The sequence below is a fragment of the Enterobacter cloacae complex sp. SYL001 genome (genome assembly GCF_049237025.1).
Taxonomy (GTDB): Bacteria; Pseudomonadota; Gammaproteobacteria; order Enterobacterales; family Enterobacteriaceae; genus Enterobacter; species Enterobacter intestinihominis.
In genome coordinates this window covers 36,936-58,595 of the sequence record NZ_JBMKJI010000004.1, presented here as the reverse complement: position 1 = coordinate 58,595, position 21,660 = coordinate 36,936, and the positions used below count along the sequence as shown (strand labels likewise).

22 protein-coding genes are annotated in these 21,660 nt (G+C 57.9%); 19 read left to right on the top strand and 3 right to left on the bottom strand.

Annotated features, from left to right (window positions below; genetic code table 11):
- Nucleotides 1-2: 2 nt before the first annotated feature.
- Nucleotides 3-347 carry a gamma-glutamylcyclotransferase family protein gene (locus tag ACOTZP_RS06415; RefSeq protein ID WP_022646852.1) on the top strand — a complete coding sequence of 115 codons (345 nt, stop codon included), beginning with the start codon at nucleotides 3-5 and terminating at the stop codon, nucleotides 345-347.
- A 141-nt stretch (nucleotides 348-488) separates the two neighbouring features.
- Here the strand turns inward: ACOTZP_RS06415 and ppa are convergent, their stop codons facing one another.
- Entirely contained in the window at nucleotides 489-1,019 is a 531-nt protein-coding gene (gene ppa, locus ACOTZP_RS06410; RefSeq protein ID WP_006810347.1) for an inorganic diphosphatase, read from the bottom strand.
- A 308-nt stretch (nucleotides 1,020-1,327) separates the two neighbouring features.
- On the opposite strand from ppa, the gene ytfQ reads away from it, so the two are divergent.
- The 5 genes from ytfQ (at nucleotide 1,328) to ACOTZP_RS06385 (ending at nucleotide 7,575) form a co-directional block, all read left to right on the top strand.
- Complete coding sequence (ytfQ, locus tag ACOTZP_RS06405; RefSeq protein ID WP_022646853.1) at nucleotides 1,328-2,284, top strand: galactofuranose ABC transporter substrate-binding protein YtfQ; 957 nt, start codon at nucleotides 1,328-1,330, stop codon at nucleotides 2,282-2,284.
- 102 nt (nucleotides 2,285-2,386) lie between these two features.
- A complete protein-coding gene (gene ytfR, locus ACOTZP_RS06400) occupies nucleotides 2,387-3,889 on the top strand; it encodes a galactofuranose ABC transporter, ATP-binding protein YtfR (protein ID WP_022646854.1) in 1,503 nt (500 codons plus the stop codon).
- Between the two features lie 10 nt (nucleotides 3,890-3,899).
- Nucleotides 3,900-4,925, top strand: a complete 1,026-nt coding sequence (gene ytfT / locus ACOTZP_RS06395) for a galactofuranose ABC transporter, ATP-binding protein YtfT (protein ID WP_161177600.1) — start codon at nucleotides 3,900-3,902, stop codon at nucleotides 4,923-4,925.
- Nucleotides 4,912-5,913 carry a galactofuranose ABC transporter, permease protein YjfF gene (gene yjfF / locus ACOTZP_RS06390; protein ID WP_022646856.1) on the top strand — a complete coding sequence of 334 codons (1,002 nt, stop codon included), beginning with the start codon at nucleotides 4,912-4,914 and terminating at the stop codon, nucleotides 5,911-5,913. Before ytfT ends, yjfF begins: the two co-directional genes overlap by 14 nt.
- A gap of 93 nt (nucleotides 5,914-6,006) precedes the next feature.
- Entirely contained in the window at nucleotides 6,007-7,575 is a 1,569-nt protein-coding gene (locus ACOTZP_RS06385; RefSeq protein ID WP_250115986.1) for a methyl-accepting chemotaxis protein, read from the top strand.
- Nucleotides 7,576-7,614: 39 nt separating this feature from the next.
- Here ACOTZP_RS06385 and fbp read toward each other — a convergent pair whose 3' ends face one another.
- Nucleotides 7,615-8,613 (bottom strand): class 1 fructose-bisphosphatase, encoded by a 999-nt coding sequence (gene fbp / locus ACOTZP_RS06380; protein WP_022646858.1) that lies wholly within the window; start codon nucleotides 8,611-8,613, stop codon nucleotides 7,615-7,617.
- A gap of 179 nt (nucleotides 8,614-8,792) precedes the next feature.
- Here fbp and mpl point away from each other — a divergent pair, with 179 nt between their 5' ends.
- Nucleotides 8,793-10,166 (top strand): UDP-N-acetylmuramate:L-alanyl-gamma-D-glutamyl-meso-diaminopimelate ligase, encoded by a 1,374-nt coding sequence (gene mpl / locus ACOTZP_RS06375; RefSeq protein ID WP_022646859.1) that lies wholly within the window; start codon nucleotides 8,793-8,795, stop codon nucleotides 10,164-10,166.
- Between the two features lie 86 nt (nucleotides 10,167-10,252).
- Here mpl and yjgA read toward each other — a convergent pair whose 3' ends face one another.
- Entirely contained in the window at nucleotides 10,253-10,804 is a 552-nt protein-coding gene (gene yjgA / locus ACOTZP_RS06370) for a ribosome biogenesis factor YjgA (RefSeq protein WP_003856072.1), read from the bottom strand.
- A gap of 95 nt (nucleotides 10,805-10,899) precedes the next feature.
- On the opposite strand from yjgA, the gene pmbA reads away from it, so the two are divergent.
- The 12 genes from pmbA (at nucleotide 10,900) to ACOTZP_RS06310 (ending at nucleotide 21,659) form a co-directional block, all read left to right on the top strand.
- Nucleotides 10,900-12,252, top strand: coding sequence for a metalloprotease PmbA (gene pmbA, locus ACOTZP_RS06365; protein ID WP_023299182.1), 1,353 nt, complete (start codon nucleotides 10,900-10,902; stop codon nucleotides 12,250-12,252).
- 42 nt (nucleotides 12,253-12,294) lie between these two features.
- Complete coding sequence (gene cybC, locus ACOTZP_RS06360) at nucleotides 12,295-12,681, top strand: cytochrome b562 (protein WP_022646861.1); 387 nt, start codon at nucleotides 12,295-12,297, stop codon at nucleotides 12,679-12,681.
- Nucleotides 12,682-12,991: 310 nt separating this feature from the next.
- Nucleotides 12,992-13,330: a PRD domain-containing protein gene (locus ACOTZP_RS06355; RefSeq protein WP_026080657.1), complete on the top strand. Its 339-nt coding sequence runs from the start codon at nucleotides 12,992-12,994 to the stop codon at nucleotides 13,328-13,330.
- Between the two features lie 10 nt (nucleotides 13,331-13,340).
- Nucleotides 13,341-13,703: an SFCGS family glycine-rich protein gene (locus ACOTZP_RS06350; RefSeq protein ID WP_006810339.1), complete on the top strand. Its 363-nt coding sequence runs from the start codon at nucleotides 13,341-13,343 to the stop codon at nucleotides 13,701-13,703.
- Between the two features lie 2 nt (nucleotides 13,704-13,705).
- Complete coding sequence (locus ACOTZP_RS06345; RefSeq protein WP_006810338.1) at nucleotides 13,706-14,005, top strand: DUF4312 family protein; 300 nt, start codon at nucleotides 13,706-13,708, stop codon at nucleotides 14,003-14,005.
- A gap of 22 nt (nucleotides 14,006-14,027) precedes the next feature.
- Complete coding sequence (locus ACOTZP_RS06340) at nucleotides 14,028-14,804, top strand: DUF4311 domain-containing protein (RefSeq protein WP_006810337.1); 777 nt, start codon at nucleotides 14,028-14,030, stop codon at nucleotides 14,802-14,804.
- A 13-nt stretch (nucleotides 14,805-14,817) separates the two neighbouring features.
- Entirely contained in the window at nucleotides 14,818-15,459 is a 642-nt protein-coding gene (locus ACOTZP_RS06335; protein ID WP_421633678.1) for a DUF4310 family protein, read from the top strand.
- A 42-nt stretch (nucleotides 15,460-15,501) separates the two neighbouring features.
- A complete protein-coding gene (locus ACOTZP_RS06330; protein ID WP_038415168.1) occupies nucleotides 15,502-16,635 on the top strand; it encodes an amidohydrolase/deacetylase family metallohydrolase in 1,134 nt (377 codons plus the stop codon).
- Nucleotides 16,619-17,737 carry a DgaE family pyridoxal phosphate-dependent ammonia lyase gene (locus ACOTZP_RS06325; protein WP_045307826.1) on the top strand — a complete coding sequence of 373 codons (1,119 nt, stop codon included), beginning with the start codon at nucleotides 16,619-16,621 and terminating at the stop codon, nucleotides 17,735-17,737. The genes ACOTZP_RS06330 and ACOTZP_RS06325 overlap by 17 nt, the downstream gene beginning before the upstream one ends.
- Nucleotides 17,734-18,474, top strand: coding sequence for a 2-dehydro-3-deoxy-phosphogluconate aldolase (dagF, locus tag ACOTZP_RS06320; RefSeq protein WP_271075057.1), 741 nt, complete (start codon nucleotides 17,734-17,736; stop codon nucleotides 18,472-18,474). Before ACOTZP_RS06325 ends, dagF begins: the two co-directional genes overlap by 4 nt.
- A 118-nt stretch (nucleotides 18,475-18,592) precedes the next feature.
- The gene (locus tag ACOTZP_RS06315) at nucleotides 18,593-19,729 is read left to right on the top strand and encodes a lactonase family protein (RefSeq protein WP_271075056.1); all 1,137 of its coding nucleotides are present in this window, start codon (nucleotides 18,593-18,595) and stop codon (nucleotides 19,727-19,729) included.
- Nucleotides 19,730-19,748: 19 nt separating this feature from the next.
- Entirely contained in the window at nucleotides 19,749-21,659 is a 1,911-nt protein-coding gene (locus ACOTZP_RS06310; RefSeq protein WP_023305322.1) for a BglG family transcription antiterminator, read from the top strand.
- Nucleotide 21,660: the final 1 nt, after the last annotated feature.

The following is a 21,660-nucleotide window of genomic DNA, read 5'->3' as shown; positions in this document are numbered from 1 at the left end:
CAATGCGAATATTTGTTTACGGCAGTTTACGAACCAAGCAAGGCAACAGCCACTGGATGACCAACGCCCAGTTGCTGGGAAATTACACAATCGAAAACTACCAGTTGTACAGTCTGGGCCACTATCCAGGCGCGGTTCCGGGGAACGGAACGGTACAGGGTGAGGTTTATCGTATTGATAATGCTACGCTGGCCGAACTTGATGCCTTGCGCACCAGGGGCGGTGAATACGCTCGCCAGTTGATCCAGACGCCTTACGGCAGTGCATGGATGTATGTGTACCAACGTTCGGTCAACGGGTTAACGCTGATTGAAAGCGGTAACTGGTTAGACAGAGACCAGTTCTGAAAAACGACAGCGCCACCGTAAGGTGGCGTTATCGTTTTGCGCCTCTTGCTGATTGTAGGCCCGTGCAAGCGTAGCGCCGCCGGGCGCATCGAAAGGCATAAAAAAGCCCCGACGCGCGGGGCTTAGTATCAGCAGTAAGAATTACTTCTTAGCAGCACGCTCGAAAGACGCGATGATTTCTGCTTTCGCCGCTTCTGCGTTATCCCAGCCTTCAACTTTAACCCATTTGCCTTTTTCGAGATCTTTGTAGTGCTCGAAGAAGTGGGCGATCTGCGCTTTCAGCAGCTCTGGCAGGTCGTTCACATCTTTAATGTGATCGTACTCTTTGCTCAGCTTGGTGTGCGGTACGGCAACCAGTTTCGCATCTTCACCCGCTTCGTCAGTCATTTTCAGCACGCCAACAGGACGGCAGCGAATGACGGAGCCTGGCTGCAATGGGTATGGTGTTGGGACCAGTACGTCAACCGGATCACCGTCCAGAGACAGAGTGTGGTTGATGTAGCCGTAGTTGCACGGATAGAACATGGCGGTAGACATGAAACGGTCAACGAACAGCGCACCGGTGTCTTTGTCGATTTCGTATTTGATTGGATCTGCGTTGGCCGGGATTTCGATCACAACGTAGATGTCTTCTGGCAGTTCTTTACCCGCAGGGACGTTGAGTAAGCTCATGTCGGTGTCCTTTAAAATGGATGGTAACAAGTGGCAGGTATTATAGCCAACTGGCGCTGAAAGTCTTCGCCTGTTTTCGTCTTATCTCCCTCGCGCTTTCACTTTTCAGACCGTTTTCATGACAGGATAATCCATAAACTCAGCCGCATTTTAAATGTGGAAATGAAAGCGATTACAAACTTGTGATTAACGTTTTATTCACTTTTCTGAAGTGTGATGTAACGCAATCCGTAACATATTCCATTGGCTATAGTTCATCCGCAGAACATCTTTTAACCAACAATAACCTACCCTACGAGGACGTTCATATGTGGAAGCGCTTACTTCTTGTTACAGCAGTTTCGGCAGCCATGTCGTCTATGGCGATGGCCGCACCGTTAACCGTTGGATTTTCGCAGGTCGGATCTGAATCCGGCTGGCGCGCCGCTGAAACGAACGTGGCGAAAAGTGAGGCCGAAAAGCGCGGTATTACCCTGAAAATCGCCGATGGTCAGCAAAAGCAAGAGAATCAGATTAAAGCGGTGCGCTCTTTTATCGCTCAGGGCGTGGATGCCATCTTTATCGCCCCGGTTGTTGCCACGGGCTGGGAACCGGTGCTGAAGGAAGCTAAAGAGGCTGAAATTCCTGTGTTCCTGCTCGACCGTTCCATCGACGTAAAAGACAAATCTCTCTATATGACCACCGTCACCGCCGATAACGTGCTGGAAGGCAAACTGATTGGTGACTGGCTGGTGAAGCAGGTGGATGGCAAGCCATGTAACGTGGTTGAGTTGCAGGGCACCGTCGGGGCGAGCGTGGCTATCGACCGTAAGAAAGGTTTCGCGGAGGCCATCGCCAAAGCACCAAACATCAAGATCATCCGTTCTCAGTCCGGCGACTTCACCCGCAGCAAGGGTAAAGAGGTCATGGAAAGCTTCATCAAGGCAGAAAATAACGGCAAAAATATCTGCATGGTTTACGCCCACAACGACGACATGGTGATCGGCGCCATCCAGGCCATCAAAGAAGCGGGCCTGAAGCCGGGCAAAGATATTCTCACCGGCTCGATCGACGGCGTACCGGACATCTACAAAGCGATGATTGACGGCGAAGCGAACGCCAGCGTGGAGCTGACGCCGAACATGGCGGGCCCGGCATTCGATGCGCTGGAGAAATTCAAGAAAGACGGCACCCAGCCTGAGAAGTTGACCATCACCAAATCCACGCTCTACCTGCCGGACACGGCGAAAGAAGAGTTAGAGAAGAAGAAAAATATGGGCTACTGATCAGTGACATTGCCGGGTGGCGCTGCGCTTACCCGGCCTACGATACGCTCATTTGTAGGCCGGATAAGCGTAGCGTCATCCGGCTTAATGCAGGGGGAAACCATGACCACCGAACAACACCAGGAAATCCTCCGCACAGAGGGCCTGAGTAAATTTTTCCCTGGCGTTAAGGCGCTGGATAACGTTGATTTCAGCCTGCGGCGGGGGGAGATCATGGCGTTGCTCGGCGAAAACGGGGCGGGGAAGTCGACGCTGATTAAAACCCTGACCGGGGTCTATCACGCCGATCGCGGCGCTATCTGGCTGGAAGGTAATGCTATTTCGCCCAAAAACACCGCGCATGCGCAGCAACTGGGGATCGGCACGGTCTACCAGGAAGTGAACCTGCTGCCAAACATGTCGGTAGCGGATAACCTGTTTATTGGCCGCGAGCCCAGACGTTTTGGCCTGCTGCGCCGTAAAGAGATGGAAGCGCGCGCCGCGAAGCTGATGGAATCGTATGGCTTCTCTCTCGACGTGCGCGAACCGCTGAACCGTTTTTCCGTGGCGATGCAGCAGATCGTGGCGATTTGTCGCGCTATCGATCTCTCGGCGAAAGTGCTGATCCTCGATGAACCCACCGCCAGCCTCGATACCCAGGAAGTGGAGATGCTTTTTACCCTGATGCGCCAGCTGCGCGATCAGGGCGTGAGCCTGATCTTTGTTACGCACTTCCTCGATCAGGTTTACGAGGTGAGCGACCGTATTACGGTGCTGCGCAACGGCGGCTTTGTCGGCTGCCGGGAAACCCGCGAGCTGCCGCAGATTGAGCTGGTCAAAATGATGCTGGGTCGCGAGCTGGAGACCAACGCACTCCAGCGTGCGGGCCGCACGCTGCTGAGCGAAAAACCGATCGCCGCGTTTCACGATTACGGCAAAAAAGGGACCATCGCGCCGTTTAACCTCGAGGTACGCCCCGGTGAAATTGTGGGTCTGGCAGGGCTGTTAGGCTCCGGGCGCACCGAAACCGCCGAAGTGATCTTCGGGATCAAACCTGCCGACAGCGGAACGGCGCTGATCAAAGGCAAACCGCAAACGCTACGTTCACCGCATCAGGCGTCGTGCCTCGGCGTGGGCTTCTGCCCGGAGGACAGAAAAACGGACGGGATTATTGCCGCCGCCTCGGTGCGGGAAAACATCATTCTGGCGCTACAGGCCCAGCGCGGCTGGCTGCGTCCGATCCCTAAGCGCGAGCAGAACGCGATTGCCGAGCGCTTCATCCGCCAGCTCGGTATCCGTACCCCGAGCGCGGAACAGCCCATCGAGTTCCTTTCGGGCGGTAATCAGCAGAAGGTGTTGCTCTCGCGCTGGCTGCTGACCAAACCGCAGTTCCTGATCCTCGACGAGCCCACGCGCGGTATCGACGTGGGCGCGCATGCCGAAATCATCCGGCTTATCGAAACGCTGTGCGCCGACGGTCTGGCGCTGCTGGTGATCTCGTCTGAGCTGGAGGAGCTGGTTGGCTATGCCGATCGCGTCATCATCATGCGCGATCGCAGGCAGGTGGCAGAGATCCCGCTGGATAAACTGTCGGTTCCGGCGATCATGAATGCCATCGCGGCGTAAGGAGTCATATGTGATGTCCCGTTCTCTTTCGCAAACTGGCGAAGCGAAGCGCCGCTTCAGCTGGCCGACCGGCACGCCGCAAATCGTGGCGCTGCTGCTGGTGCTGCTGGTGGATAGCCTGGTAGCTCCGCATTTCTTTCAGATCGTCGTGCAGGATGGCCGCCTGTTTGGTAGCCCGATCGACATCTTAAACCGTGCCGCGCCCGTGGCACTGCTGGCGATGGGTATGACGCTGGTCATTGCCACCGGCGGGATCGACCTCTCCGTCGGTGCGGTAATGGCGATTGCGGGCGCCACCGCCGCCTCGATGACCGTTGCCGGGCACAGCCTGCCGGTGGTTCTGCTGGCCGCGCTGGGCTCCGGTGTATTAGCCGGGCTGTGGAACGGCATTCTGGTCGCGGTGCTCAAGATCCAGCCGTTTGTCGCGACGTTGATTTTGATGGTGGCCGGGCGCGGTGTGGCGCAGCTTATCACCTCCGGTCAAATCGTCACCTTTACCTCCCCGAATCTTGCGTGGATCGGCAGCGGTAATTTTCTGTTCTTCCCGACGCCGGTGATCGTCGCGCTGGTGACGCTGGTAGTGTTCTGGCTTTTCACCCGCAAAACGGCGCTCGGGATGTTCATCGAAGCGGTGGGAATTAACATTCGGGCCGCGAAAAACGCCGGGGTAAATACACGGCTGATGGTGATGCTGACCTATGTGCTGAGCGGCGTCTGCGCTGCGATTGCCGGGGTGATTGTGGCGGCCGACATTCGCGGGGCGGATGCCAACAACGCCGGACTCTGGCTGGAGCTTGATGCGATCCTCGCGGTGGTTATCGGCGGTGGGTCGCTGATGGGCGGACGTTTTAATCTGCTGCTCTCGGTGGTGGGGGCGTTAATTATTCAGGGTATGAATACCGGTATTTTGCTCTCCGGGTTCCAGCCGGAGCTTAATCAGGTCGTCAAAGCGGTCGTGGTGCTTATCGTACTTATCGTGCAGTCGCCGCGCTTTATCACTCTCATTAAGGGGTTCCGCGGTCATGATAAAACGTAATTTGCCGTTAATGATCACGCTGGGCGTGTTCGTGCTGGGATACCTTTATTGCCTGACCCAGTTCCCGGGCTTCGCCTCCACGCGGGTGATTTGCAACATCCTGACCGACAACGCCTTTTTAGGCATTATCGCCGTCGGCATGACGTTTGTGATCCTCTCCGGCGGGATCGATCTCTCCGTTGGGTCGGTGATCGCCTTTACCGGCGTTTTCCTTGCCAAGGCGATTGGCTTTTGGGGCATTTCGCCGCTGCTGGCGTTTCCGCTGGTGCTGGTCATGGGCTGCGCATTCGGCGCCTTTATGGGGCTTTTGATCGACGCGCTGAAAATCCCGGCGTTTATCATCACCCTCGCCGGGATGTTCTTCCTGCGCGGCGTGAGCTATCTGGTGTCGGAGGAGTCAATTCCGATAAACCATCCGATCTACGACACGCTCTCCAGCCTGGCGTGGAAAATCCCCGGCGGGGGGCGCCTGAGCGCAATGGGGCTGCTGATGCTGGGCGTGGTGGTTATCGGGATCTTCCTCGCCCACCGTACCCGGTTTGGTAACCAGGTTTATGCCATTGGCGGCAGCGCCACGTCCGCGAACCTGATGGGGATTTCCACGCGCAGCACCACCATCCGCATCTACATGCTTTCGACCGGCCTTGCCACGCTCGCGGGGATTGTGTTTTCGGTATACACCCAGGCAGGCTATGCCCTGGCGGGGGTGGGCGTTGAGCTTGACGCCATTGCCTCGGTGGTGATTGGCGGTACGCTGCTCAGCGGCGGGGTAGGGACGGTGCTCGGTACGCTGTTTGGCGTGGCGATCCAGGGGCTGATTCAGACCTATATCAACTTCGACGGCACGCTCAGCTCCTGGTGGACCAAAATCGCCATCGGTATTCTGCTGTTTATTTTTATCGCGCTCCAGCGCGGCCTGACGGTGCTGTGGGAGAACCGCCAGAGCTCGCCTGTTACCCGTGTGAATACATCTTTAACAGGGCGATAACATGCTGAAATTGCTTAAACTCTAAACATTTTCCGGTAGCGGTCGATACTCTTTTTTTATGCCCAGAAATATCTCGCTACCGGAAATAACATCATGCTTAAAACGCTATCGATTCGTACCGGCTTGCTCTCTTTACTGGCCGTTATGACCCTTCTGCTGCTGATTGTCAGCGGCATTGGCATTTATGCCCTTACACAAAGTTCCACTTCTCTCCAGCGCATCAATCATCTTCAGGGTGAACAGATGGTGCAGCTGAATGCCGGCTATACGCTGATCCTGCGCGCGCGTAACGAAGCGGGACAGGCCGTCCGCATGATGGAGGTCGGCCTGCTGGACGATGCGGCCAGGGCGGTCAAAACCATTAACCAGGAAGTGGCGCTGGCACAGAAAACGCTCAAGGGCGTGATCGGCGGCGGCGTGGCGGATGAGCAGGGGCAAAAGCTGCTGGATAACGTCGCCGCGAGCCTGGCGGTGTACAACCAGCAGGGTATCAGCCCGATGCTGAAAGCCCTGAACGAGCAAAGTGCGGACGGCTATTACGATCTGCTGGAAAGCAAGCTGGTCCCGGTGGCGAAGCAGTTTGATAACGATATGCAGGCGTTCCAGACGTGGAGCGAAGCGCGCGGCAAAGCGGAGGTGAGCGCCGTGCAGGCGAGTAAAACCCGTGTGCTGATCCTGATTATCGTCGCGGCGCTGCTGACGGCAGGCATTATCGTGCTGGCCTGGCTGGTGCTGCGCCATATGCTGCTTAAGCCGCTTTCAGCCTCAATTGCCCAGCTGGAGCACGTAGCGGCCGGGGATTTAACCCACACCCTGAACGCGCCGGCGAGCCAGGAATTTAATCGCCTCAACGCGGTCATCGAAGAGATGCGCCAGTCGCTGATGAATTCCGTTCTGCGGGTGCGTGACGCCAGCTCGCAGATTGATACCGGCAGCCGCGAGCTGACGGCAGGGAACCTGAACCTGGCCCAGCGCACGGAATCCACCGCCACCTCGCTGGAGCAGACGGCCGCCAGCATGGAAGAGATCACCGCCACGGTGAAACTTAACGCCGATAACGCCGGGCAGGCGCACCAGCTGGCGCAGTCGGTCTCCGATACCGCCGATCGCGGCAGCGAAATGGTCTGCTACGTCATTGAGAAGATGCGCGACATCGCCGGCAGCTCGACGCGCATCGCCGATATTCTGAGCGTCATCGACGGCATTGCCTTCCAGACTAATATTCTGGCGCTGAACGCCTCCGTGGAAGCGGCGCGCGCGGGCGAGCAGGGACGGGGTTTTGCGGTCGTGGCGGGTGAGGTGCGTAATCTCGCCAGCCGCAGTGCTGATGCGGCGAAAGAGATCCGCTCGCTGATCAGCGATTCGCAAACCCACGTGAACGAGGGCAGCGAGCTGGCGCAACAGGCCGGTGAGACGATGGACGAGATCGCTACCGAAGTGCTGCGTATGACCAAACTGATGCGAGAAATTGCGACGGCGTCTCAGGAGCAGAGCCGCGGTATTGAGCAGGTTAACATTGTCGTCAATCAGATGGATGAAACGGCGCAACAAAACGCGGCGCTGGTTCAGCAATCCTCTGCGGCAACGCGTTCCCTGGAGGAACAATCGCGCGAGCTGATGGAGGCGATGGCATCTTTCAAACTGACGGCGCAAACGGCATGATAAAAATAGGGGAGCCTGTCGGGCTCCCCTATTTACGCGTTACGCGTCCGGGAATTCGCGGATCATGCGTTCAACGTCTTCCACCATGTGGTCGTTGCCGACAAAGAACGAACGGCGCTGGTGCAGGCTTTCCGGCACGATATCCAGAATACGCTCTTTACCGTCACTCGCTTTGCCGCCTGCCTGTTCGGCCAGGAATGCCATCGGATTGCACTCGTACAGCAGACGCAGTTTTCCGTCCGGGTGGCTGGCGGTGCTTGGGTAGAGGTAAATACCACCCTTCAGCAGGTTACGGTGGAAATCCGCCACCAGCGAGCCGATATAGCGCGAGGTGTACGGGCGCTGGGTGGCTTTATCCTCTTCCTGGCAGAATTTGATGTACTTCTTCACGCCATTCGGGAATCGGATGTAGTTGCCTTCGTTGATGGAGTAGGTATTGCCCTTCTCCGGGAAGCGCATGCGCTCCTGGCTCAGACAGAAAACGCCCAGCGACGGATCGTAGGTAAAGGCGTGCACGCCGCAGCCGGTGGTGTATACCAGCATGGTGGATGAGCCATACACCACGTAACCGGCAGCAACCTGCTTGCTGCCCGGCTGCAGGAAGTCTTCTTCCGTCACCGGTGTGCCAACCGGGGTGACGCGACGGTAGATGGAGAAAATGGTACCGACAGAAACGTTAACGTCGATGTTGGAGGAGCCGTCCAGCGGATCCATCAGAACAACGTATTTTGCGTGTTCACACCCTTCGAATACGACGATCTCATCTTCTTCTTCAGAGGCGATACCCGCAACGATGTCGCGCGCGCGCAGTGCTGCTTTCAGTTTTTCATTGGCGAACAGGTCGAGTTTCTGCTGAACCTCACCCTGAACGTTCTCGGCACCGCTGGCACCCAGGATATCGACCAGACCGGCCTTGTTGATATCGCGGTGGATGATCTTAGCGCCCAGCTTTATTGCCGACAGCAAAGCAGTGAGCTCACCCGTAGCATGAGAGAACTCGTGCTGCTTTTCGACAATAAATTCACCTAACGTTTTCATAACACTTTCCCTGCATCTTATGTTGAGTAAAGCGGTTGATGTCCAACAATCTTAACAAACATTCAAATATTAGCGCAGAGGTGAATCGCGCCAGCAAAATACGGATTTACCTGAAATGCGTTTCACAGCCGCTGACATGTGAGTAAAATGTGCGCCACATTGAAGAAGGATAGTGACGTATGCGCATTCATATATTGGGGATTTGTGGCACTTTCATGGGCGGACTGGCAATGCTGGCGCGCTCGCTGGGCCATGAAGTGACAGGTTCGGACGCCAATGTGTATCCGCCGATGAGCACGCTGCTGGAGAAGCAGGGGATTTCTCTGATTCAGGGATATGACGCCAGCCAGCTCGAGCCGCAGCCGGATCTGGTGATCGTTGGTAACGCCATGACCCGTGGGAATCCATGCGTTGAAGCGGTGCTGGAACGCAATATCCCGTACATGTCTGGCCCGCAGTGGCTGCATGACTTTGTCCTGCGCGACCGCTGGGTTGTCGCCGTTGCCGGGACGCACGGCAAAACCACCACCGCCGGTATGGCGACCTGGATCCTCGAAGCCTGCGGCTACAAGCCGGGGTTCGTGATCGGCGGCGTGCCGGGGAATTTCGACGTCTCCGCGCGTCTGGGCGACAGCCCGTTCTTTGTGATTGAAGCGGATGAATACGACTGCGCGTTCTTCGACAAGCGCTCCAAGTTCGTGCATTACTGCCCACGCACGCTGATCCTCAACAACCTTGAGTTCGATCACGCGGATATCTTTGACGACCTGAAAGCGATTCAGAAACAGTTCCACCATCTGGTGCGCATTGTTCCGGGTCAGGGCCGCATTATCCTGCCGGAGAACGACATCAACCTGAAGCAGACTATGGCGATGGGGTGCTGGAGCGAGCAGGAGCTGGTTGGCGAGCAGGGGCACTGGCAGGCGAAAAAGCTCAACGCGGATGCTTCCGAATGGGAAGTGCTGCTCGACGGCGAAAAAGTGGGCGAAGTGAAGTGGGGCCTGGTGGGTGAGCACAATATGCACAACGGCCTGATGGCGATCGCCGCGGCGCGTCACGTGGGCGTACTGCCTGCGGATGCCGCCAATGCGCTGGGTTCGTTCATTAACGCCCGCCGCCGTCTGGAGCTGCGTGGTGAAGCGAATGGCGTGACGGTGTACGACGATTTCGCGCACCACCCAACCGCCATTCTGGCGACGCTTGCCGCATTGCGTGGCAAAGTTGGCGGCACCGCGCGTATTCTGGCCGTGCTGGAACCGCGTTCGAATACCATGAAAATGGGGATATGCAAAGACGATCTCGCGCCGTCCTTAGGGCGTGCCGACGAGGTCTTCCTCCTGCAACCGCAGCATATTCCGTGGCAGGTGGCCGAAGTGGCCGACGCCTGCATTCAGCCAGCGCACTGGAGTGCGGACGTGGATGTCTTAGCGGATATGGTGGTGAAAGCCGCACAGCCTGGCGATCACATTTTGGTGATGAGCAACGGCGGGTTTGGTGGGATCCATCAGAAGCTGCTGGACGGTCTGGCGAAGAAAGCCGCGGCCGCAGAGTAAAAAAAGGCCCGGTGGCGTTAGCGCTTCCCGGGCCTACATTATCTCTTCTCCCTCTCCCCTTTGGAGAGAGGGCTGGGGTGAGGGGTTTACTCTTCGTTCTCAGACAGCTCGCGCAGATACTGGAAAATCAGACGCGCAGACTTCGGCGGCTTATTCCCTTCTTTCTCTTTCTTCGCGTTACGGATCAAAGAACGCAGCTGCTGGCGGTCGGCATTCGGCCACAGGTTCAGCACTTCAGGTACCGCGTCATCACCTTGCTCGATCAGACGGTCGCGGATCTGCTCCAGCTTATGGAACAGCGCAACCTGCTGGTTGTGGCGGTTCTTAAGTTTATCCAGCGCCTGACGGATCGGCTCAACATCGCGCTGACGCAGCAGTTTCCCGATAAGCTGAAGCTGGCGGCGACGCCCTTCTTTCTTGATTTTCTGTGCCAGTTCAATGGCATCACGCAGATCCTGGTCGAGCGGGATCTTATCCAGCGCGTTCTTACCCAGTTCTACCATTTCTGCGCCAAGCTGTTTTAACTCTTCGGCGTCACGTTTAATTTCACTTTTACTGACCCAGATGATCTCATCATCTTCGTCTTCGATGTCATCACCGGGAACGTCGTCGAGCCAGTCTTCGGGCTGCTTAGTCATGTCAGGCTCCTTAAAAAAAGAGGCTAATGTTACCAGTTAAGACGCGCACTGAAAAACGGTTCTCTGTTAGACTTCACTTAACTCTCTCTTACAGTATGGCATTTGCGATGAAAGTAACCTCACAAGTTGAAGCGCAGCGTAAGATCCTGGAAGAAGCCGTCTCCACCGCGCTGATGCTCGCTTCAGGTAAATCAGATGGCGCCGAAGTGGCGGTCAGCAAAACCACCGGTATTAGCGTGAGCACCCGCTATGGCGAAGTGGAGAATGTAGAATTTAACAGCGATGGCGCGCTGGGGATCACGGTGTATCACCAGAATCGCAAAGGCAGCGCGTCGTCTACCGATCTCAGCCCGGATGCCATCGCCCGTACAGTGCAGGCGGCGCTGGATATCGCGCGGTACACCTCCCCGGATCCTTACGCTGGCGTGGCTGATAAAGAGCTGCTGGCGTTTGACGCGCCGGATCTCGATCTGTTCCATCCGGCGGAAGTGACCCCGGATGAAGCCATTGAGCTGGCCTCGCGCGCCGAGCAGGCGTCTTTGCAGGCTGACAAACGCATCACCAATACCGAAGGCGGCAGCTTTAACAGCCACTACGGCATCAAAGTGTTTGGTAACTCCCATGGCATGTTGCAGGGGTACTGCTCAACCCGCCACTCGCTTTCCAGCTGCGTGATCGCCGAAGAGAACGGCGATATGGAGCGTGATTACGCGTATACCATTGGCCGCGCGCTGGGGGATTTGCAGTCTCCGGAGTGGGTGGGAAAAGAGTGCGCCGAACGCACGCTGTCACGCCTCTCGCCGCGTAAACTCTCCACCATGAAAGCCCCGGTCATTTTTGCCAACGAAGTGGCAACCGGTCTGTTTGGTCATCTGGTGGGGGCGATTGCGGGTGGTTCGGTGTACCGTAAATCGACCTTCCTGCTCGACTCGCTGGGCAAGCAGATCCTGCCGGAATGGCTGACCATCGAAGAGCACCCGCACCTGCTGAAAGGGCTGGCCTCCACGCCGTTCGACAGCGAAGGCGTGCGCACGGAGCGCCGGGATATCGTTAAAGACGGCATTCTGACCCAGTGGCTGCTGACCAACTACTCCGCGCGTAAGCTGGGGCTGAAAAGCACCGGGCACGCGGGCGGCATTCATAACTGGCGCATTGCCGGGCAGGGCCTGAATTTTGAACAGATGCTGAAAGAGATGGGCACCGGTCTGGTGGTCACCGAGCTGATGGGGCAGGGCGTGAGCGGTATCACCGGCGACTACTCTCGCGGCGCAGCGGGCTTCTGGGTCGAAAACGGTGAAATTCAGTATCCGGTGAGCGAAATCACCATCGCCGGCAACCTCAAGGACATGTGGCGCAATATTGTTACGGTCGGTAACGATATTGAAACACGCAGCAATATTCAGTGTGGTTCTGTATTACTGCCGGAGATGAAAATCGCCGGGCAATAATCCCCATAAAAGCGTGATTTATAATAAAAAAGGAAGTGAGCAATGCGTAAACACCTGTTAGCGATCGTCGCGGCTTCAACGCTGGTTCTTGGCTCATCTGCGTTTGCTGCCGATCTTGAAGACAACATGGACATCCTCAGTCAAAACCTGAAGGTGGTGCAGAAAACCGACGATGCGGCGGAGATGAAAGACGCACTGACCAAAATGCGTGAAGCGGCGCTGGATGCGCAAAAAGCGACGCCGCCGAAGCTGGAAAGCAAAGCGGCGGACAGCGCCGAGATGAAAGACTACCGCCACGGTTTTGACGTGCTGGTCGGCCAGATCGACGGCGCGCTGAAGCTGGCTAACGAAGGCAAAGTGAAGGAAGCCCAGGCGGCAGCCGACCAGTTTGCGGCGACCCGCAACGCGTATCACAAAAAGTATCGTTGATAGTCTGGATGAGCGGGGCGCGTTAAGCATCCCCGCTCACACTCTTCTCCCTCCCCATAAGAAAACCTTATCCACGTCACATTTCTACGAGCCTGCTCGTAATCTTTTCCACTCCGCTTACCTGTTTAGTGCCGCGTAATAGCGTGATATTCATCACGTAAATCCAGCGATTAATCCAGATTCACCGCATTTATGTGGCACAGATCACTGCCGCGGCTCGCCTTTCCACTTCGAAGTGGAAAACAACTCGCTACAAACAACGCCCCCTCGACGTTAGTTTTATTCCAGAGCCATTAACGGGGTAAGACGAGTGATTAACGGAGCGGTAATGAACGACGTTGGGGAACAGGCGGTGCAAACAGAACAGCTCGCGAACACCATGCTTCAGCAGGTCTACGCCCTGCTGGCCCGGCACAACATCATCCCCAACGCGGTACAGGAGCAGATGCTGACCTCCCACGTTCGCGCAATGGCGCACCGGTCTGTGACCGGCGAGCCGCTGCCGGAGGTTGAAGCAGAGCTGTTCGACGAAATTTCACCAGATTCAATGCAACTTGCCCGTGAAGTGGTAGCGCAGTTTGGCAATCTTCCTGATGAAGAAGCCTGGCTGCTCTCCGTTCACTTCGAAGTCGCGAAAGACAACCTTTAAGGAGCAACACATGGAACAGATTACAGTCGTGATTGGCGATCGCCTGGGTAAAGGTCAGAAAGTGGCTGCGGGTGTGGAAAAAGCCGGCGGACGCGCGGTTGTCGTACCGGGCATGGCAGCGGATATGAAGCTCGGTGACGTGATGAAAGCAGAAAACGCCACCTTCGGGATCTCGTTCTGCGGCAGCGGCGGCGCGGGTGCCATCACCGCCCAGACCAAATACGGCTACAAGGCCAAATACGGCATGCGCTCCGTGGATGAGGGGGTGACCGCTATCAACGAAGGCTGCAACGTGCTGGGCTTTGGCTTTATGGATAAAGAAGAGCTGGGCGAGCGTCTGGTACAGGCGTGGCAGAAGAAATACGGCGCGTAAGCATGAAAGAACAGTTCACGACCACGGTGAGAGTGAAGGGGAAGGGCGACGCCAAAGCGCGCGCCTTTGCCGACGCCCTCAACCACGTACAGGCCGCGGTGATGAAAGCCTCACCGCATATCTTACTGCGTATTGAGCCACAGGATGTGCAGGTTGTTCAGGCGCAAGAAGCGGTGCGAAAAGAAGCGTTTTTGTTCTTCTTTCTGCGTCGGGAAAGACGCACCTACAGCGTGGAGCTGGATGTGACCGTCAACGTGACCGCCATCAATCTCGACCAGGTGGATTTCGTCACGCAACGCTGATTATTCATAAAAGGGCAGACTGATGTTCTTAATTATATTAATAAAATCGCTCATCATTGGCGGCCTGGTTGGCGTCGGTGTTGGAGCCGGGGCTGCACGCATGTTTCATGCGCCTACCACTCAGGGTATGGGCGCGTTTCGTACATTGGGGGAACTGAACTCCTGTGAAGGGGATCCGGCGTCCCACTTCTCCTTTGGGTTAGGTTTCTTCTTTAACGCCTGGGCCTCTTCCGTGGCCGCAGGTGCCTTCACACAGGACGTTGACCACCGCATCATCCCGAACTGGGGTGCTGCTGCACTGATGATCAAAAACCGTAACGTCGGTGAAACGCTGCATGACCCGCGCAAAATGGCGATTGCCTGCGGCATTATCGGCATGATTGTCGTGACCTTCCTTAACCTGACCGCCTCCTCCGTTCCGGCTGCGCTTCAGGTCACCGCCGTGAAGGTGCTGGTGCCTGCCGCGAACCTGCTGGTCAACACCGTGATGCCGGTGATCTTCTGGCTGGCAGCCATCGACGCGGGTAAAAAATCGGGCTTCTGGGCCACCATCTTTGGCGGCGCAGCGCAGCTGATCATGGGTAACGCCGTGCCGGGTCTGGTGCTGGGGATCCTGATCGGTAAAGGCGTAGAAGAGAGCGGCTGGAACCACGTCACCAAAGTGATGATGGCGGCGATCGTCCTGCTGTTTGTGCTGAGCGGCTTCTTCCGCGGCTTCGACATGAAGATGATCGAATCCTTCCATCTGACCGTGCCGAACTGGCTCGACATGATCCACAACTCGCTCAGCGGTAAATAACAGGAGCCTCGACATGGAACAGAATAAAGGTTTTTGGTATGCCGACTGGTCGTTCCCGATCTTCGTTGGCCTGCTCTCCTCCGGCGTCTTCGCCGGGACGGACATGTACTACCTCTACGGCATCGGCGCGTTTAACGAAGTGGCCTTCGTGGCGATGCTGAAAGCGGGAATCGATACCGGCGTTTACGGCGCGGTGGCGGCGTTCGGCGCGAGCTTCCTGTTCGCCCGTATCATCGAAGGGTCGCTGGTCGGGATTCTCGACATCGGCGGGGCGATCCAGACCGGCGTGGGCCTCGGCGTACCGGCGCTGCTGCTGGGCGCGGGGATCATGTTCCCGGTGACCAACTTTATTGCCTCGCTGATTACCGGCCTGGTGATTGGTCTGGCGATTGGCTACGTCATCATCCTGGCGCGTAAGTTCACCATCAACCAGAGTAACTCCACCTACGGTGCAGACGTGATGATGGGCGCGGGTAACGCCTCCGGCCGCTTCCTCGGGCCGTTGATTATCCTCAGCGCCATGACCGCCTCCATTCCAATCGGCGTCGGTTCCCTGGTGGGCGCGCTGCTGTTCTACATCTGGCAGAAGCCGATTACCGGTGGCGCCATCCTCGGCGCAATGATTTTGGGCTGGCTGTTCCCGGTCGCCCTTTAATACCTGCGGGCGCTTCGGTGCCCGCCTTATCAGGAGAACCCCATGTTTGATCTACTCCTGCGCCGTGCGCGCCTCGCCGACGATACCCTGACCGATATCGCCATTCAGGACGGGAAGATCGCCGCGACAGGCCAAATTGACGCTCCCGCCCGCAAAACGGTTGAGCTTAACGGTGTCGTGTTCGTCAGCGCGGGCTGGATTGACTCCCACGTCCACTGCTACCCGAACTCCCCAATTTACCACGACGAGCCGGACAGCGTGGGCATTGCCACCGGCGTCACCACCGTGGTGGACGCGGGCAGTACCGGGGCCGACGACGTGGATGATTTTTACGCCATCACCCGCAAAGCATCCACCGAGGTGTTTGCCCTGCTGAACATCTCCCGCGTGGGGCTGATTGCCCAGAACGAGCTGGCCAATATGACCAATATTGATGCTGATGCGGTGAAGCAGGCGGTGACGCGCTACCCGGATTTTATCGTCGGCCTGAAGGCGCGCATGAGCAGCAGCGTGGTCGGTGAAAACGGTATTACCCCGCTGGAGCGCGCGAAAGCGATTCAGAAAGAGAACGGCAACCTGCCGCTGATGGTGCACATCGGCAACAACCCGCCGAACCTCGATGAGATTGCCGAGCTGTTAAGCTCCGGCGACATCATTACCCACTGCTACAACGGCAAGCCCAACCGCATTCTGACGCCCTCCGGCGAGCTGCGCGCCTCCATTACGTCTGCGCTGAAGCGCGGCGTGCGTCTGGACGTCGGCCACGGCACGGCGAGCTTCAGCTTTGAGGTGGCGAAACGCGCCATCGCGATGGGCATTCTGCCGCACACCATCAGCTCGGATATCTACTGCCGCAACCGCATCAACGGCCCGGTCGGCTCGCTGGCAAGCGTGATGTCGAAATTCCTCGCCATCGGCATGTCATTGCCGCAGGTGATTGACTGCGTCACCGCCAACGCCGCAGACGGCCTGCGCCTGACGCGCAAAGGCCGCATTCAGCCTGGTCTCGACGCTGACCTGACGCTGTTCACCCTTAAACGCCAGCCGACGGTGCTGACGGATGCTGAAAACGACAGCCTGCAGGCTGAACACATTCTGGTGCCGCTTGCCGCGATCCGCGCGGGCAAGGGCTACATGACCGAACAAGGGAGCACGGAACATGCCTTCGATTTATGAGAAGTACAACTTAAAGCAGGTTATCAACACCTCTGGCCGCATGACGGCGCTGGGTGTCTCCACGCCGCGCCCGGAAGTGGTGCAGGCGGCGATGGACGGCATGAATCACTATTTCGAGATAAAGGATCTGGTCAATAAAACCGGCGAATACATCGCGAAGCTGCTGGAGGTGGAAGGCGCAACGGTGGTCTCCTGCGCGTCGGCGGGCATTGCCCAGTCCGTGGCGGCGGTACTGGTGAAAGACAGCGACTGGCTGCTGGAAAACCTGCACGTCACACCGATTGAGAACAACGAGATCGTCCTGCCGAAAGGCCACAACGTGAACTTTGGCGCGCCGGTAGGCACCATGGTAGCGCTGGGCGGCGGCAGGCTGGTGGAAGCGGGCTACGCCAACGAATGCTCTGCCGATCAGCTGGCGGCAGCGATCACCCCGCGTACAGCGGCTATCCTCTACATTAAATCGCACCACTGCGTACAGAAAAGCATGCTCAGCGTCGAGCAGGCGGCGGTGGTGGCGCGTAAACACGACCTGCCGCTGATCGTTGATGCCGCAGCGGAAGAAGATCTGCATACCTATTACCGCTCCGGCGCGGACCTGGTGATCTACAGCGGCGCGAAGGCGATTGAAGGCCCAACCAGCGGCCTGGTGATCGGCAAAACCCAGTACGTTGAGTGGGTGAAGCGCCAGACGGCGGGCATTGGCCGCGCGATGAAGGTGGGCAAAGAGGGGATCCTCGGCCTGACCTGCGCCATCGAACATTACCTGACGGCCACCAGGGAGAGCGGGGCCGAGATGGTGGCGAAGATGACGCCGTTTATTGACGCGCTCAACACCCTGAACGGCGTCACCGCCCGCGTGGTCTGGGACAGCGCGGGTCGCGATATCGCGCGCACCGAGATTAAGTTTGACGAAGCGACCACCGGCGTCGGCACCGGTGAACTGGTGAACGCGCTCAAGCAGGGCGAATACGCCATTTACTTCCGTGGCTATAAAGCTAACGAAGGGATTATCGAAGCGGATGTGCGCAGCGTGAATGCTGATCAGCTTAACATCGTGTACCGCCGTATTAGCGAAGTATTAGGACAGGAGAAAAACGCATGAAACTGACCCCCAACTTTTACCGTGACCGCGTCTGCCTTAACGTGCTGGCAGGATCGAAAGCCAACGCCAGCGCCATTTACGAGGCGGCGGAAGGTCATGTGCTGGTGGGCGTGCTCTCCAAAAATTACCCCGACGTGGCGAGCGCCGTCGCGGATATGCGCGAGTACGCGGCACTGATTGATAACACGCTCTCCGTGGGGCTGGGCGCAGGCGATCCGAACCAGTCGGCGATGGTGAGTGAAATCTCCCGCCAGGTACAGCCGCAGCACGTTAATCAGGTCTTTACCGGCGTGGCCGCCAGCCGCGCGCTGCTGGGGCAGAATGAGTCCGTGGTCAACGGCCTGGTCTCCCCGACTGGCACCGTCGGCATGGTTAAAATTTCCACCGGCCCGCTGAGCAGCAACGCGCCGGACGGCATTGTGCCGGTTGAAACCGCTATCGCCCTGCTGAAAGATTTCGGCGGAAGCTCAATCAAGTACTTCCCGATGGGCGGCCTCAAGTGCCGTGACGAGTATAAAGCGGTGGCGGAAGCCTGCGCCCGTCACGACTTCTGGCTGGAGCCGACCGGGGGAATCGATCTGGAGAACTTTGAGGAGATCCTGCAGATCGCCCTGGACGCGGGCGTGAGCAAAATCATCCCGCATATCTACAGCTCGATTATCGACAAAGCCAGCGGCGACACGCGTCCGGAAGATGTGCGTACGCTGCTGGCGATGACGAAGAAGCTGGTGAAGTAGAACCTGCCCTTCACCCAGCCCTCTCCCCAAAGGGGAGAGGGTGTAATCGTCCCCTCTCCCCTTTGGGGAGAGGGTTAGGGTGAGGGGAAACACACCGCACACACCCGAAGGAGCCACCATGCACACCCGTACCCTGCTTGTCGCTTCACTCTCAATGCTCGCCACCGCCGCTGTCGCCCAGACGCAATACGCCTGGGTGGGTACCTATAATCCCAACGGCGAAGGGCTGTACCGTTTTACCGTCGACCCGCAAACCGGCGCGCTCGATAACAAAACGCTGGTGAGCCAACTCCCGAACGCTGCGCAGCTTACCGTCTCGCACGACGGCAAAACGCTCTACCTGGCAAGCGAGGTGGAGCAGGGCGTGGTGCAGGCGTTGCGAATAGGCGATAACGGCGCGCTGAGCGAGCTGAATCAGGTGGCCTCCGGCGGCGCGGGGCCGGTGTATCTTTCCCTGACGCCGAACGGCAAACATTTGCTGGTGGCGAACTACGTCAGCGGATCGATCGCGGTGCTGCCCGTTAACGCAGACGGCAGCCTGGGCGATGCTACGGACACCCATCAGGACAAAGGCGAACCGGGCGCGGCAAAGCCGGAAGCTGCCGTCGAGGGCAGTTTCGCCATCAGCGATCATAACGGCCCTCACGCGCACATGATCGCCGCCGATCCGAGCGGGAAATACGTTTTTTCCACCGATCTGGGGCTGGATCGCATCTATCAGTACCGTTTTGACGATCGAACCGGAAAGCTGACCCCGAACGATCCGCCGTTTATCAGCGCCTCCTCAAAAGGGGCCGGGCCGCGCCACTTCGTCTTTACGCCGAAGGGGGATGCCCTGTGGCTGATTAACGAAGAAGCCTCTACGCTCACCCATTATGCGCTGGACAGCAACGGCAGGCTGAAAGAGGGTAAAACGGTTTCAGCCTTGCCGGACGGTTATAAAGGCACCAGTTTTGCTGCCGGGCTGGCGCTAAGCGCCGACGGGAAACAGCTGTATGTCGCTAACCGTTTGCATAACAGCATCGGGCACTTTACCGTAACGGCGGAGGGCACGCTGACGCATCAGGACGATGTCTGGACGCGGGGTGACTATCCGCGCGCCCTGACGCTTGATAAGCAGGGGCGCTGGCTGTACGTCATGAACCAGCGCAGCGACAACATTACCCGTTTCCGCGTGGCGCCGGACGGCAAGCTGAGCGCCGAGTCAGACTATACCCCGGTCGGCAGCCCATCCCAGATGGTCATTTCACCCTGAGCAGTAAGAGGACAACGACGTGCGATTTCCGAACCAACGTTTAGCGCAACTTTTCGATCTGTTGCAAAACGAGACGCTGCCGCAGGACGAGCTGGCGCAGCGGCTATCGGTCTCCACGCGAACCGTCCGGGCGGATATCACCGCCCTGAACGCGCTGCTGGCCAGCCACGGCGCGCAGTTCATTTTGAGCCGGGGCAACGGCTATCAGCTCAAAATCAATGATGTGGTGCGCTATCAACAATTGCAGTCGTCCCACCCGCGCGCGCTGCGTATTCCGCGAACCGGACCGGAGCGCGTGCACTATCTGGTGGTGCGTTTTCTGACGTCAGCCTTTTCCCTCAAGCTGGAGGATCTGGCCGATGAGTGGTTCGTCAGCCGGGCCACATTGCAGAGCGACATGGTGGAAGTGCGCGAGTGGTTTCACCGTTACAACCTGACGCTGGAAACCCGCCCGCGCCACGGCATGAAGCTGTTTGGCAGCGAGATGGCGATCCGCGCCTGCCTGACCGACCTCCTGTGGGAGCTGGCGCAGCAGGATAGCCTGAACCCGCTGGTGACCGACGTGGCGCTCAACGCGGGCGTGGCGGAAAAGATGGTCCCTGTCCTGCACGACGCGCTGACGCGCCATCACATTCGCCTGACCGATGAAGGCGAGCTGTTCCTGCGCCTGTACTGCGCGGTGTCGGTGCGGCGCATCAGCGAGGGGTATCCGCTGCCGGAATTCCACGCTGAAGACGTGGAAGAGAACGTACGCGAGGCGGCGAAAGATATCGCCGTGGCTATCCAGGAGCTGGCGGGCAAAGCGCTTTCACCATCGGAAGAGAGCTGGCTGTGCGTGCACATTGCGGCGCGGCAGATCCAGGAGATCGCCCCCAGCGCCATTAATGCTGACGACGACGAAGCCCTGGTCAACTATATCCTGCGCTACATCAACACCCACTATAACTACAACCTGTTGAGCGACGAGCAACTGCATGCAGATCTGCTCACGCACATCAAAACCATGATTACCCGCGTGCGGTATCAAATCATGATCCCCAATCCGCTGCTGGATAACATCAAGCAGCACTACCCGATGGCGTGGGATATGACCCTCGCGGCGGTGTCGAGCTGGGGCAAATACACGCCGTATGTGATCAGCGAAAACGAAATTGGTTTTCTGGTGCTGCATATCGGTGTCGGTCTGGAGCGCCACTACAACATCGGCTACCAGCGTCAGCCGCGCGTGCTGCTGGTATGTGACGCCGGTAACGCGATGGTGCGCATGATCGAGGCGGTGCTTCAGCGCAAATACCCGCAGATTGAGGTGACGCGCACGCTCACCCTGCGCGAGTACGAACTTGCCGATGCCATCGGCGAAGACTTCGTGATCTCCACCGCTCGCGTGAGCGAAAAATCCAAACCGGTGGTGATAATCGCCCCGTTCCCGACCGATTATCAGTTAGAGCAGATCGGCAAGCTGGTGCTGGTGGACCGTACCCGCCCGTGGATGCTGGAGAAATACTTCGACGCGGCCCATTTCCGCATTCTCGACAAGCCTGTCGACCAGCAAACGCTGTTCCGCGAACTGTGTGGGCAGCTTGAAAGCGAAGGCTTTGTCGGCGCGGAATTTCTGGAATCGGTTATCGAGCGTGAAGCTATCGTCAGCACTATGCTCGGCGACGGCATCGCGCTGCCGCACTCCCTCGGCCTGCTGGCGCAAAAAACGGTGGTCTACACCGTGCTGGCGCCGCAGGGCATTCAGTGGGGAGATGAAACCGCCCATGTCATTTTTCTGCTCGCCATCAGCAAAAGCGAGTACGAAGAGGCAATGGCGATTTACGATATTTTTGTCACTTTCCTGCGTGAACGCGCGATGGCGCGCCTGTGCCAGTGCGAAGACTTTGCGGCATTTAAGGCTGAGGCAATGGAGAGTGTGAGTCGGTTTTGAC